Raw genomic sequence first — 17,935 nt, 5'->3', positions numbered from 1 at the left:
CAACGGCACTTTTACCTCTGGAATAGTCCTTGTCTATTATTTTTGAAATTCGATCCCAATCGATAAGAATATTTATTTGACTAAAAAATGTAGCTTTTATCTTTCTTGTACGTAAGTCACAAATGCTATATGCAAAAGTAGGTGTTATTTGTAGTTTAATGACTTGAATATACGTCTTAATAATCTAACAAACAATGATTTACACCCTAAGTTTGGGTCTTTGTTTTTGTCATGTACCTTGCAACGGTCTTAACTTGTAGATGGTTTTAAATAAAATATTAAAAGAGCTTAATTACTGGCGTATTATAGATGAAAGTTATTTCGGATAATTTAATCAATCATTTTTATTTGGTATAAGTTTGGTTGATGATTAATTGCTCAGTATAAAAACTCCAAAAACACTAAGAATAAAATAGACTGTAAGTGATGTTGCACCTGGGTAATCTTTTGCGATACGTTGGCCGATCAACATATATAAAATAGAGAGACATGAAAAGTAACACCCCAACAGTCCAAATTCTTTTTCTTCTAAAAAAAAGAGTTGATAGATTCCAAAAAGAAGAAATAACAAAGTGCAAATTTCTAAAATGATCAAACCTATAATCAAGGGTTTTACAAAATTTTTGATAAAAGTTGCTTCAAAGGTTTTTGTTATATAACTCAGGGTTCCTTTCCAGTTTGTTAGTTTTTCAATAAACGAAATTCCAAAAGTTATAATTAAAAAAAGAAGAATTAATATTTCTGTAGGATATAGGTGTAAAAATTCCATGGAGGTTACAAGTTGTTTGAGAGTTCAAAGGTAAGTACAATTTTTTCTTTAACAGGTTTTCCGTTCTCCGTTGCTGCTTGCCAGATCTCGCTTGATTTTAAGATGCGTTTTAATTCCTTATTAATCGTTCTATTTGAATCTGTTTTTATGTTTTTTATACCACCGTTTTTAGAAATTGTAAATTCAATTTGAATGGTAACAGTAGTGCCTTTTTTAAGTAATTTAGAGTCAAAAGACTCTTTAACCCACAAAGTAAAATCTTGTTTAGTTTGTTGCGGTGGAATCGCATTAAAACGGTTTGGTATTGTAATATCTACAGCTTTTTCTTTTATAGGATTTCTTAGATCAGTTTTTTCTGTAGAGTCAAATTCGGAGGTTTTAATGTTGAGAGTAGCTCCAATAGCATGTTTTTTCTTTTGAATTTTAACTTCTTGAATGTGTTCAGGAGCAGTAACTATACGATTTGTTTTTGGATTCATTCGCTCTTCTTTTTTCGTATGTACAATTGCATCAATGGATTCAAAAACGGATTCTTCTAAATCCTCTTCATTATCTATGTTTATTTTCTCTAGTGATTTTGTTTTTATTGACTTTCTTTCTTTTAAAACAGGAGTATTAAAAATTGGATCTTTTGCTAAGTCAGGTCTGTTAGTAAGATAAAAGTAACTAGCCATTCCGATAATGAGTACAACCGAAGCGGCCATATTGTATTTTCTAATTCTAACAAGGATTCCTTTTTTTATAAGTTTGTTTTTAATTTGATGTTGAATGTTTTTGGTGTCTTTTAAAAAAATATGACTATCAATCTGGTCTAGTCCTTGCATAGCTTCTTCTTCAAAAGCATCTTTTGACACATTTTTTTCAAATGTATAACGCTCTTTATCTGACAGTTTATTTTGCAGATATTTTTTTAAATCGGAATATGTGTTTTTCTTTGGTTTCATATTCTAAGAGTCTTCAATGCAAAGTTTTAAATTTCTTTTTCCGTTTTGAATATAACTTTTTATCTTTTTTTCTTCAAGTTGTCGTTCTTCAGCTATTTTTTTATAACACATTTCTTCAAAATAAAATAAAATCACGCATTTGCGTTGTTCTTCTTTAAGTTTTTCCAAACATTTTTTTAAGGATGTGTTTATAGAGTTGTCTCTTTCTATATCTATAGGGTGCAATTCTTCAGAAGATTCCATAAAAAAAGTTGCGCTATATTTTTCAAAACTTTTTTTGTTCGCATTTTGTTTTCTAAGCTGCATTAAACAATAATTGCGTGTTACTCCATATAGCCAGTTTTTAAAGTTTTTTATGTCGTGTTTTGGGACTTCTTGAATTAGTATTTCAAAAATTTGAATTACTGCGTCTTGACAATCTTCTCTATGTTTTAAATATTTTAAGCAAACACCATAAACCAGATGGGTATATCGGTTGAATAATACTCCTAAAACGGTCAAATCATTTTTGGTTTGAAATTTTGTTAGTAAAATTTCGTCACTTTGATTGTCAAGATTTTTGAAGTTAAATATCACAAGTGAAATGTACACATTAAATAAAAAATAAAAAACTTTTATGGAATATTACTTTGTGCTGCATCTTATTAGAAAACAAGGTTTCATTTAACTAAAAAATCATGAAAGAAATAAATCTAATTGTAGTGTTTTGTTTGTTAATCTCAAATTCAATTTTTGCGAATAATATCAAAGGTATGATAAATGACGAAAAAGGAGACCCAATCCCTGGAGTTTCTATTATTGTGGAAGGTACGTCCAAAAAAACGGTTTCTGACTTTGAAGGCAGATTTTCTATTGAAGCTGCTTCGGGAGATGTTTTGATTATGTCTTTAATTGGATATGCCACCAAAAAATCGAAAGTTGGAAAGTCAAATAGACTGCATGTAATATTGATTGCTAGCTACGCAGTGTTAGAGGAACATATAATTGTAGGCTATGGTTCTCAGATAAAAAAAGGAGAAATTGAATCCAAACAAGTATATGATATCATGGATAATAAATCAATTATTTATGAAAATGAAAACTCTGAAACTTATGCCGAAATTGAAGAAAAGGGTTTTAAAAATCCATTACAAACACCTTTGTCAACATTTTCTATAGATGTAGATGCTGCATCGTATAGCAATGTGAGACGTTTTTTAAACGATGGACAAATGCCACCTAAAGATGCTGTAAGAATTGAAGAAATGATTAATTATTTCGATTACTCTTATAAGCAACCAGAGAATATAGAACCCTTTTCAATCAACTATGAACTGTCTTCTTGCCCATGGAATTCAGAGAGTCAGTTGTTGCATATTGGTTTGCAAGGAAAAAAATTAGATTTTAAAAAAGCACCCGCTAGTAATTTAGTTTTTTTAATTGATGTTTCTGGATCCATGAGAAGTGCTAATAAATTACCTCTTTTAAAAAAGGCATATACCTTATTAGTAAATCAATTAAGAGCAAAAGATAAAGTTGCGATAGTGGTGTATGCAGGAAGTTCGGGTATAGTTTTGCCATCGACCTCAGGGGATAAGAAAAAAGAGATTTTAAAAGCGATTGATAATTTAAAATCGGGTGGAGGAACAGCTGGAACTCAAGGTTTAGAGCTTGCTTATAAAGTAGCTGAGGATAATTTTATCAAGGGAGGAAACAACAGAATTATTTTGGCTACCGATGGTGATTTTAATATGGGTCAGTCTAGTGATGCGGCATTAGAAAAATTGATTGTTTCTAAAAGAGACAAAGGCATATTTATTTCTGTTACAGGTTTTGGAATTGGAAATTATAGGGATAGTAAAATGGAAATTATTGCAGACAAAGGAAATGGGAATTATGCTTATATTGATAATATTTTAGAAGCAAAAAAAGTATTTATAAATGAATTTGGAGGCACATTATTTACCATAGCAAAAGACGTGAAAATTCAAATTGAATTCAATCCAAATTTTGTAAAAAGATATCGATTGGTAGGCTATGAAAACAGGTTGTTGTATGATGAGGATTTTCAAAACGACAAAAAAGATGCTGGAGAATTAGGAGCAGGGCACAACGTTACAGCATTATATGAGATAATTTCAGTAGATTCAAAAATAAAATTAGACACAGATTTAAAATATCAAATATCAAAAGAAAAATCAATAGATAATTTTAAAAATGAATTGGCAACCGTTAAAATTAGATATAAAAACCCGAATAAAAACAAGAGTAAACTTCTTGTCAAGATTATTAAAAATAAAAAAATATCATTTGATAAAACAAGTATAGATTTTCAGTTTTCGAGTGCAGTAGCTGGATTCGGAATGTTATTGAGAAATTCAGATTATATAGGGAATCTAAGTTATCAGCAAGTTGAAAAAACAGCCAAAGCAGCAAAAGGAAAAGATGAAAATGGATACAGAGCAGAGTTTATTCGTTTAGTAGAATTGGCATCATTATTATAGAAGTATAAATTTAAAAATAAAAAAATGAGAAAATTAGCATTATTGATAATCGTAGGTTTTATAACAATTTCAACTTACGCACAGACTAAAAGTTTTATTGATCAACCTTATTTAGATATAACAGTAAAAGTAGATAGCTTGGTGTTTCCTGATAGAATTTATTTGAATATAATATTAAAAGAAGAGGACTTAAAAGGTAAAATAACTCTAGAAACTCTAGAAACGAAGTTGAAGAATCTTTTAAAAAAAAACGGAGTAAACATTGCTAAAGATTTAACAGTGTTGGATATGAGAAGCAATTATAAAAAATATTTTTTAAGAGAGAAGGAGATTTTAAAAATGAAGATGTTTTCATTACTTCTGCACGAGGCATCAACTGCGGCAAATATATTTGTAGCCATGGAAGAAAGTGGTATCTCAAATGTTTCTTTGGAAAAAACAGAATATTCTAAAAAAGAAGAACTGGAAATTAATTTGAAAGTAAAGGCTATTGTAAAAGCTAAAAAACATGCCTTAGTTTTAGCCAATGCATTAGGGCAAAAAGTAGGTAAGGCTATTTATGTTTTAGACAGAAATCAAAATACTAATATTTATTATAGAAATGTATACAATGAGCAAATCCCTATAGGAACCACCAACGAGATTAAAGATAAGAAGATAGAGATAGAATTTCAAAAAATAAAATTTGAAAGTACAGTTTCTGTCAAATTTAAATTAGAATAAAACCCAAAGAGCTATATTAAAGACAACTTCGGGCAGTAAAAATTGCCTGAAGTTTTAATAGTGTAACTATTAATTACACTGGTTTAACCAAACAATTTTGTATAAAGAATACCCATTGTAAATAGACCCTTGAGAGTCTGCAATATAAACGTATTCGTTTGCTTTATCAATAAATATTCCATCGGGCCTCACAATATTTAAGGAAGAAGGTATGCTTAGCTCACATAATAAAGTTCCATCGGTTTTATAGCGATAAATTTTTTGTTCATTTGAATCAATTGAAACCACGTATAATGTTCCGTCAGAATGGGCAAATAAACCACTGGGGGAAACATCTAAATTAAATGAAGATACAATAGTTGCTGTTGTTGCTTCGCTAGACAGGTTTAAATCCAGTTTGATTATTTTTTTATCTTCTTGAATTCCAATATAAAAATAACCATCAGAATATGTCATCGCCTCAATACCTTTATCGATGTTATTTACAATTCCAAGATCACTTAAATCCCATTCTCTGGTGACAGAACCTGTGCTTAAGTCCAATTCATAGATGTAGTTGTATTCATCTCCAATATATAAAGTAGTTGTGTTTTCTGCAAAACACAGGGCTTCCATATCAATATCATGTCCGTTTACAGAAGAAAAGGAATAAGATTGGATAATTTCATCCGTGTATATAGAAGCTTTTACAATTGATTTAGGATAATATGAAGAGTAATCACCGCTATTTATGGGATGTACACCGTTTACAGCATAATAGCTATTGTCTGTCTCATCAATTACCACTCCACTATTTCTAAAAGACAAATCAATACCAGCACCGTCTCCTTCATTTATTTGATCTTTTAAAGCTTCTCCAAAAGTATAATATCTAGAGATGTTTAGATTGGCACTAACAAACTCGGTAGAGATCTCTTCGTTTTCAATTTCTGAAAGAACAGAGTTGCTGTTTTGACAAGAAAAAAATTGACCTGTCAAACCAAAGACAAGAAGTAACACTATTTTATTTTTTATTTTCACAATTGATGAATTATAGTTTTTTAGCGATTTTTTATTGAAATGACTTTGTAATAACAACAAGCCTTTTGACTTATCAAGATATAAAAAATAATAGACTATTTTGGGTGCGTATTAATTTTTACTTTATTTGTTTATGTTGGTTAAACAGGGATCTTGAATAGAACCCTACCTTAAAAAACATAATTTTTTAATAAAATAAGAACCTCTGATTTATACAAATGGTTAGAATTAGTACTGATTGGCAATAGTTCTTGTTGCTGCTTAAAATTTAATAAAAAAAAGAATTTCAAATATTTCACTTACTTTTGGAGTAAATTAAGCAAACCATGACAAAAGAAAAATCAGTTTGTGAATCTAAGGTTTTCGAAGAACTGTATTCAAACCATTCTAAATCTTTATATAATTTTATTTATTATAAATGTGGAAATCAGGATGAAGCAGAAGATTTGGTTCAGGAAGCATTTATTAAATTGTGGAAGAATTGCGCCAAAATTATTTTTGTAAAAACGAAATCCTTTTTATATACCGTAGCAAATAATTTATTTTTAAATGAAGTAGCTCACAAAAAGGTGGTTTTAAAATACAATCAAAGACCTACAGCTGGTTTTACAAATGAAGACCCTGAGTTTGTTTTGGAAGAAAAAGAATTTATGACAAAGCTTCAGAATGCTATTTCAGATTTAACAAGTAGGCAGCGTGAAGTTTTTTTGATGAGTCGTATCGATAAGAAAAGTTATAAAGAAATTTCAGAACTTTTAGGGATATCTGTAAAAGCAGTTGAAAAAAGAATGCATGGAGCACTTTTAACAATGAGAGAAAAAATTAGCGGAAAATTTTAAAAGTTAAATAAAACTAAAAACAAGGTAGGGTAGTATAAGAGCAAGTTGTTTTAGTTACAAAGGACATAGTTATGGAGCAAAAATACACAGATGATACTTTTTTAGCCAGATGGTTAAATAAAGACCTTAATGAAGAGGAGCGTATTGCTTTTGAAAAAACTGAAAAACATAAAGAATACTTTAGGATTATTGAGAAAACAGAACTGTTTCAAGCTCCTGAATTTGATCAGGAGGCTGTTTTTAAAGCAATTAAAAAGAAGTTAAGTTCACTGAAAAAGCCTAGAAAAATGATTCCAAACTGGGCATATTCTGTCGCGGCTTCTGTCGCTTTATTGGTTGGTATATTTTATTTTGTAGACAAAGACAAGGTTTATGAAACCTCTTACGGGGAGCAACTAGTAGTTGTTTTACCTGATGGGTCAGAAGTACTGCTAAATGCGAAATCAAAAATTAGTCTAAGCGAAAAGGACTGGGAACAAGGAAATAGAAATATGACCTTGAAAGGGGAAGGTTATTTTAAAGTTCAAACGGGATCAGAATTTACGGTAGTTACAGAATTAGGTTCAGTAAGTGTTTTGGGAACACAATTTAATGTAAAAAGAACACAAGGCTATTTTGAAGTAAAATGTTTTGAAGGAAAAGTGAGTGTAAAAAGTGCCTTAGAAGAGGTTGTTTTAACTTCAGGAAAAGGGTATTTTAAAATAAAAGGTCAAGCAGCTAAGAAAACAAGCTTTGATAAAAGTGCACCCGCATGGATTACAAGGGAAAGTACTTTTGAAAGTACTCCTTTAAAATATGTTATTAAAGAGTTGGAAAAACAATACAATATTACTTTTGATGCAAATTTGGTGAACGAAAACCAATTATATACAGGTAGTTTTACAAATAAAAACAAACAGATTGCTTTAAAAACAGTTTTTATACCTTTACAAATCGTGTATACGGTTAGTGAATCAGGTAAAATAATACTTAGTGAAAATTAATAGAAACTATTTTTTATTGCTTTTTTTTTTAATTATTAATTTTGGACATGCTCAAAAAGAGGCTCCAAAAAAGAATGAAGAGCAAATTCCCTTAAAAGAAGTGTTTGGTTCTATAGAAAAATTATACCAAGTACGTTTTTCTTTTGACGCTTATCTGATAGAGAAGTATCATGTATCTCCTTTGGAAAAAGAAACCGACTTAGATGCTATTTTAGAAAATTTACAGAAAAAAACTAATCTTGTTTTCGAAAAATTAGACGATAGATATATTGTTGTTAAAGAAAAACCACTTAGAACAAATATGACCATTTGTGGTTTTCTTATTGATAAAAAATCAGGAAAGCCTATTGAGGATGCGACCGTTTGGGTAGAGCATGAATTAATTGGAGTATCGTCCGATTCTCAAGGTTTTTTTGAGCTAAAAGGATTGCAATCTGATTGGAGGGTAAGAATTGATTATTTAGGATATTACAGTCTTGAAAGTTCGGTTTTAAAAATGGATAACATAGATTGTAAAAAAATAGTTCTTACAGAGACCAACGAAGAATTACAGGAGGTATTGGTTAGTGATTATTTGACAAGAGGAATGTCTAAAGAAAGAGATGGTGCCATTCGAATATCTCCTAATAACTTAGGAATATTACCTGGATTAACGGAGCCAGATGTATTGCTGTCTTTACAATTGTTGCCTGGCGTTCAGAGCCCAGGGGAAACTGCTTCTGGTTTGCATGTAAGAGGAGGAACACCTGATCAAAATTTGGTTTTGTTTGATGGGATAAAAATGTATGAAAGCGGCCATTTTTTTGGTTTGATATCATCTTTCAATCCATATATAACAAATAACATTGAATTTTATAGAAGTGGTACCAGTGCTAGATATGGAGATCGAATTGGCGGAGTGTTGGAAATAAGTTCTGGGGATGCTGTTCCTGATTTTAAAGCGGGTTTTGGTTTAAACTTATTACATGCAGATGCTTATGTGAAAAAACCCTTGTTTAATGATAAGATAGGTGTTGTTTTATCGGGTAGAAGATCGTTGACAGATTTTTGGAATACAATTACGTATCAAAATTTTTCTGAAAGCGTTTTTCAAAATACGAGTATCGCAGAAGATGAAACCGAAGGGGTAAATGAATTGACTAATGTTGAAAATATGTTCTTTTTTCAGGATTACAATTTAAAAATAATTGCGGAGATTACCGATAACGATAAACTGGTGTTTAGTAATTTGTATAATAAAAACGAATTGGAATACTATTCGGAAAATGATCGTTTTAATGAAAAAAACACATATGATTTAGAGATAAGAAATCAAGGTTCAAATTTAAAATGGACAAGGTTTTGGAGTGAAAAATGGTCTCAAAAAATTGAAATTGGCTATTCTGAATATCAGTTAGAATATTATGGAAAAACAGAAGGAACACAATTAGATACTAGTAACGCAGTTATAAATATTTTTGAGAAATATAATAAAGTAGAGGATTTAGGACTTAAAATGAATTTTGAAAATAGATTAAATGAAATCTCAACCTGGACTCATGGCTATCAATACTTAAAAAACAATGTCAATTATATTTATAATATTACAAATGAAAATGGAGGTGAAATTCAGCCTTTAAAGCCTGGAGTAACAAATAATTATACTCACGCACTATTTTCAGAATACTCGTTTAAAAAGGACGAAAAGTGGAATATGAAAATAGGAGTGAGAATGAATTATTTTTCAACGGTCTCAAAAGCTTATTTTGAACCTAGGTTTTTTGTGTCAGATCAAATAACAAAATCATTTCAACTTAAATTTTCTGCGGAAATTAAAAATCAAATTTTGAGTCAATTGATAGAGTTTCCAAATGTTGGTCTTGGATTGACATCTAAAGTTTGGGCATTGTCTGATGGGAAAGAGATACCTGTTTTAAATAATTATCAAATAACAGGTGGGTTTTTATATCAAAAAAATGGATGGAATTTAGATGTAGATCTATATAATAAAGTAATAAATGGATTGACGATTTTAACGGACAATGTGGATACAAGTGTTACTCAGTATTTGTCTGGGACCAGTATTACTAATGGAGTAGATGTATTGTTAAAGAAAAAATATGGGAATTATAGGTCTTGGATTAGTTATACTTTTTCTAAAACAAAATTTATTTACGATGAGATAAATAAAGGAAAGGCATTTGATGGAGAATACGACATTCCCCATTCTCTGGTTTGGTCACATACCTATTGTTTGAATAAATATGAATTCTCTTTAGGTTGGAAGATTAGGTCTGGAACACCGTATACCAAAGGAATTGGAATTGAACCAGCCTCTAATGGAAATAATAAAGTGAAGTATCAAGATGATTTGAATACCAATAGATTACCTGTTTATAAAAGGGTAGATTTATCTGCTACGTACAAATTTAAATTTTCGAAATCAGGAAAAATCCAAGGTAAATTTGGGATTTCTTTAATGAATATTCTGAATGCAGAAAACATTTTAGACAGGAGTTATGAAATAAAAACAGAGAAAACAGGAATGAATAATGAGGGGGGGAGACTTGTTGTAACGGATCAGATCTCTATAGGTTTTACGCCGAACGCAGTTTTTCGTGTAAATTTTTAAGCACCTTCTTTAGCGTGTAATAATCGTGTAAGTTTGATAGACAAATCGAGCAAAATAATTTTGGCATTACCATTTCGTTCAATGTGATATATAGCATCTCCAACTTCTTTTTCAATTTCCATGATGTTTCCACTATGGATAAATGGAGCAAACTTAGCTAAAGAAAAACCTTGAGTTTTTGTTTCTATAAAAACCAATTCTTGTGCACCGTAATTCTGCAATAAGGCTTGTCTGAAAAACTGTAAACAGTAGTGTAAAAAGCTCTTTTGAGTTTCTCTCCCTGATTTAGCAATGGTTTCACTCCATTCTATTAAGTTCTGAATAACAGCAGCATTTCCTTTTGCTTTAAAAGCATTTCTTACCCATAAGACAAACCATTGCTCAAAAATTAAATCGTTAGAATCGTGTTTTAATAAATGTACTGCTTTGTTAAAATTACCTTCAGCTTGGTGTGCAATTTTTGAAGCTTCTGCAGGAAAAGAATCATTTCTATCGATTAATGCGTCAGAAATATTACTTTCACTCAATACAGGAAAATGCAATACTTGACACCTAGATAAAATAGTATTGATAATTTGCTCTTGATCCTGAGAAATAAGGATGAAAATTGTTTCTTCAGGGGGCTCTTCTATGAGTTTTAAAAGTTTATTAGCGGCAGAAGTGTGCATTTTTTCAGCCATCCAAATAATCATTATCTTATAGCCGCCTTCATAGGATTTAAGCTGTAGGGATTTAACAATTTGCACTGCTTCATCAACTCCTATTTGTCCTTGTTTGTTTTCTATACCAATATTCTGAAGCCAATTAAACAAATTTCCATAAGGTTGTTCTTTGATAAAGGTTCTCCATTCTTTTAAAAAAAGACTGCTTAGAGGATGTTTTTTTACCTTGTCATTAGTAGCAACAGGAAATGCAAAATGCAAATCAGGATGTGTTAAATTTTTACATTTTAAATTGCAAGCAGAAGCATTTTTATTTTTACTGCAAAGCAAATATTGTGCATAAGCAATTGCCATAGGTAGAGTCCCAGAACCTTCGTTTCCTATAAATAACTGAGCATGTGGAATACGACCGTTATCGGCAGATGTTTTTAAATGATTGATGATGTGTTCTTGACCTATAATTTCTGAAAAAAGCATTAGCAAATATAGGGATATAGTAAACGGGAAACATTGGTTTCATCTCTAAAATTATATTTTAAGAAGTAAATAGGATTTATAAAACAGTGGAAGGTCCTTTTGTATTTACAAAAACGTTGTAGTAGCTTTTTTTTAGATTTTTGAGAACGATTATTTAAATTAAGTATATTTGCTTACAACTTTTAATTATACAGAACAATGAAAACAATTAAAGACATCAATTTTGAAGGTAAGAAAGCCTTAGTTCGTGTGGATTTTAACGTGCCATTAGACGCAGATTTTAATGTGACAGATACTACAAGAATTAAAGCTGCAAAATCAACGATTATAAAAATATTAGAAGAAGGTGGATCAGCAGTTTTAATGTCGCATTTAGGTCGTCCAAAAGGTGTAGAGTCTAAGTTTTCATTAGCACATATTATTGATACGGTTAGTGAAGTATTAGGAGTTCAAGTAAAATTTATTGAGAGTTGTGTAGGAGCTGAAGCCGAAGCGGCGGTAGCAGCTTTGAAGCCAGGAGACGTTTTGGTTTTAGAAAATTTACGTTTTCATAAAGAAGAGACTACAGGTGATGTAGAGTTCTCTAAACAATTGTCTAAATTGGGCGATATTTATGTAAATGATGCTTTTGGAACAGCTCATAGAGCACATGCTTCTACAACAATTGTCGCTCAGTTTTTTGAAGAAAAAGTAGCTGGTTTTGTAATTGAAGCAGAATTGGTAAATGCAGATAAAGTATTAAAAGGAGGGAAGAACCCTGTAACTGCTATTATGGGAGGAGCTAAGGTTTCTGATAAGATTTTAATCATTGAAAAATTATTGGATATTGCTGATAATATTATCATTGGTGGAGGTATGTCTTATACCTTTTCAAAAGCTAAAGGAGGAAATATTGGGAATTCTTTATGTCAAAATGACTTATTAGAATATGTATTAGAACTTGAAGAGAAGGCGAAATCTAAAGGTGTAAAATTAATTTTCCCTATAGATAATTTATTAGGAGATGATTTCTCTAATACAGCAAATACACAAGTGGTATTAAGAGGACAAATTCCTGATAATTGGGAAGGGCTTGATATTGGACCTCAAACAATTGAACTGTTTTCAAAGGTTATTAAAGAGTCTAAAACAATTATTTGGAATGGACCTATGGGAGTTTCTGAAATTCCATTGTTCGCAACTGGTACAATTGAAATAGCTAAAGCAGTTAAAGAGGCAACAGAAAATGGAGCTTTTTCTTTAATTGGTGGTGGCGATTCTGCAGCAGCAATTAATAATTTAGGTTTTGGAGATGATGTGTCATATGTTTCTACAGGTGGAGGTGCTTTGTTAGAGTATATGGAAGGTAAAGAGTTACCCGGTATTGCTGCGTTAAAAGCGTAAACAAGAGAAATATCATAAAAACAAAAAGAGCCTTGCTGGATTTTCAGCAAGGCTCTTTTGATTGTAGAACTTAAAATAATTGAATAAAATCGTAGGGTTAATACAGGGTGCCTTTAGTCAAATTCGTTTCTCGTTTTCCCGAATAATGATAAGTGTCATCTTTTTTAAAAAAGAATAAGTTACTTTTGAGGTATTCTAAAAGAAATAGGATTTAATTAAAGTAATTATGGGCAAACTACTTAGGTTAATTATTCCACCAAAAGAATGGCGCACACCGGTGGTAATATTGTTAGGTGCAATTTTAGGTCTTACCTTATATGCATTGATTGAGTCAAAGGCGGTTTCTTATTTGTCTGATGACCCTAAAACCTGCGTGAATTGTCATGTAATGACTCCTCAATATACAACTTGGTTAAACAGTTCACATAGAGAATGGGCTACATGTAATGACTGTCATGTTCCTCATGAAAACATCTTTAAAAAATATGCATTTAAAGCGATGGATGGTTTGTACCATGCTTCTGTTTTTACTACTAGAAATGAACCCGAAGTGATTAGAATGCGTGATGCTAGTGAAGTAGTGGTACATAATAATTGTATACGTTGTCACCAAGATCAAGTGGTAGATACAAAGTTAGCAAGTACTGTTAGTAACCATACAGCAAACATGACTGATAGGAAGTGTTGGGACTGTCATAAAGAGGTTCCTCATGGGAAAATACACAGCTTATCTTCTGTTAAATATTACGGAAAAGTGCCAGAAGAACATCAAGAAACCGTACCTGGTTGGCTTAAAAACTACATAGAGAAATTAGACACAAAATCAAAAGAATAATTATGAGCGCAAAAAGAAAATCTTGGAAGAATTGGGTGCTATTTCTAGCATCTTTGGTTATTGTTTTTTTACTAGGACTCCTAGTTTCTTCAATTACTGAAAGAAAAATGGAAGCTAAATATGCTTATACTCCTGTTAATAAAGTAAAACCAGGAGAACCGAGAAACGAAAAATGGGGAGAGAATTTCCCTAGAGAATTTGAATCGTATTATAGAACAGCGGATTCTACTTTTAGATCGAAATACAACGGAAATGCAAGTATAGATATGCTTGAGGTAGATCCTCGTTTGGTTGTTCTTTGGGCTGGATATGGTTTTTCTAAAGACTATATGCAAGGTAGAGGACACGTTTATGCTGTGGAAGATATTAGAAATTCGCTAAGAACAGGTGGACCTACAGGAAAAGAGGACGGTCCAATGCCTTCTACATGTTGGACTTGTAAATCTCCAGATGTACCTAGAATTATGAATGAGCACGGTGTAGAAGAATTTTATAAAGGAAAATGGGGAAAATTAGGTGCTGAAATTGTTAACCCGATTGGTTGTGCAGATTGTCATGACTCGGAAACGATGAATCTTAAAATTACTCGTCCTGCTTTGATTGAGGCTTTTGAAAGACAAGGAAAAGATATTAAGAATGCTACTCATAATGAAATGCGTTCTTTAGTGTGTGCTCAGTGTCATGTTGAATACTATTTTAATAAAAATATTCCTGGAAAAGAAGGAACTCCGTATCTGGTTTTTCCTTGGGATGATGGGCAAACAGTTGAAGATATGGAAACATATTACGATAGAATTGGACATGTGGATTGGATACATAAGTTAAGTAGAGCTCCTATGTTAAAAGCACAACATCCAGGTTATGAGGTTTTCAAAATGGGTATCCATGGACAAAGAGGCGTTTCTTGTGCAGATTGTCATATGCCATATAAAACAGAAGGTGGTCAGAAATTTACAGATCACCATATTCAATCACCTTTAAATAATGTTGCAAACTCATGTCAGGTTTGTCACCGTGAAGAAAAAGATGTTTTGACGAAAAATGTTTATGATAATCAAGATCGTATTATTGGAAATAGAAATCAGCTTGAAAGATTGTTAGTTCGTGCTCATGTGGAAGCTAAACAATGTTGGGATTTAGGAGCTACTGAAGTTCAAATGAAAAATATTTTACACGGAATACGTTTGGGGCAATGGAGATGGGATTATGCCGCTGCATCTCATGGTGGTTCTTTTCATGCACCTGTTGAATTAGGAAGAGTTATTGGTAAAGGGATTGATATAACTCAAGAAACACGTATCAAATTAGCAAAATTATTGATGACGCTTGGGTTTGAAGGAGATGTTCCTTATCCGCCAATTGAAACAAAAGCAGCTGCTCAAAAATTTATTGGCTTGCCTATGGAAAAATTAAAAAAAGAAAAGGCTGAGTTTATAAAGAATGTAATACCTAAATGGGACGAAGAAGCAAAGCAAAGAGAAGCAAATTATTAGTATCTTTGTGCTAGTTAGAACTTATGTATGACAGAGATGTTTTCTCAGAATAATAAAAGAGACTTTTGGGAGCATCCTTGGGGCTATATGGAATCGTTTTTCATTGGTACAGGGTTGCTCCTAACTGGTTTTTTAATAGAGATGTTTATTCCCTCTAGTGAGGAGTTTCTCATTTCGTACCCTTACAATGTCGTTTTTTTAGGGGGATATATAATTTTACTTTTCGTAGCTTATATATGGTTTTCAAACGTTCAGTTAATTCGTTGGTTAACAAAGGTACCTGCATCGATTTCTTCAATTGTATTGGTTACTTTTATGGTGATGATTATGGGGGTAGTTCCTCAGATTCCATCTTCTAATGAAACAATTACCTTTTTAGGACTGAATCACATTACTACCCATTGGGCATTTTTATTTATGCTTTTTCTGTTTTTAACCTGTTTAGGTTTGGTGACAGTGAAAAGAATTTTGCAATTCAGCTGGTCTAACTTTGGTTTTATTGTTAGTCATTTGGGTTTGTTTATTGCATTGGTAGCTGGTATTTTAGGGAGTGGAGATTTACAACGATTATCTCTAAATGTTTATGAAGGAAGGCCTAGTTTTGTTGCTTATAATGATGACAATCATGAGGTAGAGCTTCCTTTTGCAGTGTATTTAAATGATTTTATTATTGAAGAGTACAATCCAAAATTAGCTTTGGTAGATAATATATCTGGGGATATCGCTCAGAACAATGGAAAGAATTTATATCTAGTTGAAAAAGACGAAACGTATTACTTTCAAAACTATGAAGTGTATCTAAAAGATTATTTATCAGACGCTGGAAAGCATGGGGAAAAGTATTTTTTTGTAAATGAAGTAGGGTCTCCTCCTGCAGCTTTAGTTTCAGTTAGAAATGTAGATACAGATAGTATTATAGAAGGTTGGATTAGTAGTGGGAGTTTTCGTTCTCCATTTGAAGCTTTAAAAATATCAGAAGATTATTCTTTAGTAATGACAATTCCTGAGCCTAAAAAATTTAGTTCAAATATTAATATCCTCACAAAAGAAGGAGAACGTATTAATACAATACTCGAAGTAAATGAGTCTTTTGAATACAAAGGCTGGGACATGTATCAATTGAGTTATGACGAGAAAATGGGAAAGTGGTCTGATTTAAGTGTTGTTGAATTGGTTAGAGACCCATGGTTGCCAGTTATCTATTCTGGAATTTTTATGATGATAATTGGTGCAATAAATATGTTTTGGTTGGGAAATAAAATAAATAAAGAAGACTGATGACTTGGATAGATTTTCCTTTATATAGCGGCATTATTGGAATTGTATGGCTGCTAGGCTTGGTATTTTTGTTTTTATCTTATAAAGATGTAAATAAATTAAAATATGCTTTGCCTATTTTGTTTTTAGGTTGGTGTGTTTTGATTGTTTTTGTAGGGAAACTATGGATGGAACTAGATAGACCTCCTATGAGAACTTTGGGAGAAACACGACTTTGGTATGCTACATTTTTACCTTTTGTTGGATTTGTAACCTTTTTTAGGTGGAGGTATAAATGGTTTTTAGCGTATAGTATTCTCCTTGCGACAGTGTTTTTAATGATTAATTATTTGAACCCCGAGACTTATTCTAAAACGCTGATGCCCGCACTTCAAAGTCCGTGGTTTGTTCCTCATGTATTGGTTTATTTGTTTTCTTATGCCGTATTGGCTGCTTCTAGTATTGTTGCTATAAAAGGGATTTATGACTTTTACCAGGAGTCTTTTTCTCTCGAAACAATGAAGTTGGCCGATAATTTGGTATATATAGGTTTTGCTTTTTTAACACTTGGGCTTTTGTTTGGCGCTATATGGGCCAAAGAGGCTTGGGGGCATTATTGGACTTGGGACCCCAAAGAAATTTGGGCGTTTTTAACATGGATGGGTTACTTAACTTATATTCATTACCGTCATTTTCATTCGCATAAAACAAAACAGTCTCTTACTATTTTGGCTTTAGCTTTTGTTGTGTTATTGGTCTGTTGGTTTGGAGTGAATTATTTACCTGTGGCACAAACAAGTGTACATAACTATACCCAACAATAAAATATTTTTGAAATAGAGGCTTTTATAGCTTGTTAGTAGATCCGTTTAGTGCCTGTTGTTTTTAGAGCTTCTGAGCTTTTTTTGCTGAAATTGCTAATGTTTTTGTCTGTTTATGGAAGGCTATTTCATATAATAGTTAGTAAAGTTCACTTTTTTATGAGTGTTTTCATGCAATTGCTTAAGACTGTTGCATAATGCTCTTAATTCGTATAAATATTTATAAAATATTTCACTTGTTGTTCCTTCTATTTCGTAAACAAAATACGGGTTTTAACACGGTGAGATTTACTTCTTTTACGAAGATTCTCTAAATAATCTTTACTCTATTTTACGATAAATGTTCTTAATAATGCCATGCATAAAGATACAAAATACATCAATTAAATGGAAATATAATTGGTATAACTTAAGACCGTTGCAAGGTACATGACAAAAACAAAGATCCAAACTTAGGTTTTATATCATTGTTTGTTAGCTTGTTAAGATGTATATTCAAGCCATGAAACTACAAATAACACCTACTTTTGCAGATAGCATTTGTGATTTACGCACAAGAAAGATAAAAGCTACATTTTTTAGTCAAATAAATATTCTTATGGATTGGGATCGAATTTCAAAAATAATAGACAAGG

General features: G+C 31.6%; 15 protein-coding genes. 10 read left to right on the top strand and 5 right to left on the bottom strand.

The annotated features are described in order from the left end of the window. Positions 1–370: 370 nt before the first annotated feature. The 3 genes from V5787_RS06230 to V5787_RS06220 are packed head-to-tail and all read right to left on the bottom strand — an operon-like array spanning position 371 to position 2,214. Positions 371–769, bottom strand: a complete 399-nt coding sequence (locus V5787_RS06230; protein WP_336892404.1) for a DoxX family protein — start codon at positions 767–769, stop codon at positions 371–373. Between the two features lie 5 nt (positions 770–774). Next, the gene (locus tag V5787_RS06225; RefSeq protein WP_336892403.1) at positions 775–1,713 is read right to left on the bottom strand and encodes a hypothetical protein; all 939 of its coding nucleotides are present in this window, start codon (positions 1,711–1,713) and stop codon (positions 775–777) included. Between the two features lie 3 nt (positions 1,714–1,716). Beyond that, on the bottom strand, positions 1,717–2,214 hold the full coding sequence (locus V5787_RS06220; protein ID WP_336892402.1) for a sigma-70 family RNA polymerase sigma factor: 498 nt from the start codon (positions 2,212–2,214) through the stop codon (positions 1,717–1,719). A gap of 176 nt (positions 2,215–2,390) precedes the next feature. On the opposite strand from V5787_RS06220, the gene V5787_RS06215 reads away from it, so the two are divergent. Together V5787_RS06215 and V5787_RS06210 are read left to right on the top strand one after the other, a co-directional pair. Further along, positions 2,391–4,196: a von Willebrand factor type A domain-containing protein gene (locus tag V5787_RS06215; RefSeq protein WP_336892401.1), complete on the top strand. Its 1,806-nt coding sequence runs from the start codon at positions 2,391–2,393 to the stop codon at positions 4,194–4,196. 24 nt (positions 4,197–4,220) lie between these two features. Beyond that, entirely contained in the window at positions 4,221–4,919 is a 699-nt protein-coding gene (locus V5787_RS06210) for an SIMPL domain-containing protein (protein ID WP_336892400.1), read from the top strand. Between the two features lie 69 nt (positions 4,920–4,988). Here V5787_RS06210 and V5787_RS06205 read toward each other — a convergent pair whose 3' ends face one another. Beyond that, positions 4,989–5,939 carry a hypothetical protein gene (locus tag V5787_RS06205; RefSeq protein WP_336892399.1) on the bottom strand — a complete coding sequence of 317 codons (951 nt, stop codon included), beginning with the start codon at positions 5,937–5,939 and terminating at the stop codon, positions 4,989–4,991. Positions 5,940–6,265: 326 nt separating this feature from the next. Here V5787_RS06205 and V5787_RS06200 point away from each other — a divergent pair, with 326 nt between their 5' ends. From V5787_RS06200 to V5787_RS06190, 3 genes are all read left to right on the top strand, one after another. Then, positions 6,266–6,778: a sigma-70 family RNA polymerase sigma factor gene (locus V5787_RS06200; protein WP_336892398.1), complete on the top strand. Its 513-nt coding sequence runs from the start codon at positions 6,266–6,268 to the stop codon at positions 6,776–6,778. Between the two features lie 71 nt (positions 6,779–6,849). Beyond that, entirely contained in the window at positions 6,850–7,761 is a 912-nt protein-coding gene (locus V5787_RS06195) for a FecR domain-containing protein (protein ID WP_336892397.1), read from the top strand. Then, positions 7,751–10,372 carry a carboxypeptidase-like regulatory domain-containing protein gene (locus V5787_RS06190; RefSeq protein ID WP_336892396.1) on the top strand — a complete coding sequence of 874 codons (2,622 nt, stop codon included), beginning with the start codon at positions 7,751–7,753 and terminating at the stop codon, positions 10,370–10,372. The genes V5787_RS06195 and V5787_RS06190 overlap by 11 nt, the downstream gene beginning before the upstream one ends. Here the strand turns inward: V5787_RS06190 and V5787_RS06185 are convergent. Further along, entirely contained in the window at positions 10,369–11,511 is a 1,143-nt protein-coding gene (locus V5787_RS06185; protein ID WP_336892395.1) for a DNA polymerase III subunit delta', read from the bottom strand. The two genes, V5787_RS06190 and V5787_RS06185, sit on opposite strands and share 4 nt — an antisense overlap. Positions 11,512–11,709: 198 nt before the next feature. Between V5787_RS06185 and V5787_RS06180 the strand changes: the two genes are divergently transcribed. The 5 genes from V5787_RS06180 (at position 11,710) to ccsA (ending at position 17,303) form a co-directional block, all read left to right on the top strand. Continuing rightward, positions 11,710–12,894, top strand: coding sequence for a phosphoglycerate kinase (locus V5787_RS06180; protein WP_336892394.1), 1,185 nt, complete (start codon positions 11,710–11,712; stop codon positions 12,892–12,894). 226 nt (positions 12,895–13,120) lie between these two features. Then, positions 13,121–13,729, top strand: a complete 609-nt coding sequence (gene nrfH / locus V5787_RS06175) for a cytochrome c nitrite reductase small subunit (RefSeq protein WP_336892393.1) — start codon at positions 13,121–13,123, stop codon at positions 13,727–13,729. 2 nt (positions 13,730–13,731) lie between these two features. Next, positions 13,732–15,222 carry an ammonia-forming cytochrome c nitrite reductase gene (gene nrfA, locus V5787_RS06170; RefSeq protein WP_336892392.1) on the top strand — a complete coding sequence of 497 codons (1,491 nt, stop codon included), beginning with the start codon at positions 13,732–13,734 and terminating at the stop codon, positions 15,220–15,222. A gap of 27 nt (positions 15,223–15,249) precedes the next feature. Beyond that, positions 15,250–16,500: a hypothetical protein gene (locus tag V5787_RS06165; protein ID WP_336892391.1), complete on the top strand. Its 1,251-nt coding sequence runs from the start codon at positions 15,250–15,252 to the stop codon at positions 16,498–16,500. Continuing rightward, entirely contained in the window at positions 16,500–17,303 is an 804-nt protein-coding gene (gene ccsA, locus V5787_RS06160; protein WP_336892390.1) for a cytochrome c biogenesis protein CcsA, read from the top strand. Before V5787_RS06165 ends, ccsA begins: the two co-directional genes overlap by 1 nt. Positions 17,304–17,935 lie beyond the last annotated feature (632 nt).

This window comes from Flavicella sp. (assembly GCF_037132785.1).
Classification (GTDB): domain Bacteria; phylum Bacteroidota; class Bacteroidia; order Flavobacteriales; family Flavobacteriaceae; genus Flavicella.
Note: the sequence above shows the minus strand (reverse complement) of the source record. Positions and strands in the feature narration are given on the sequence as shown.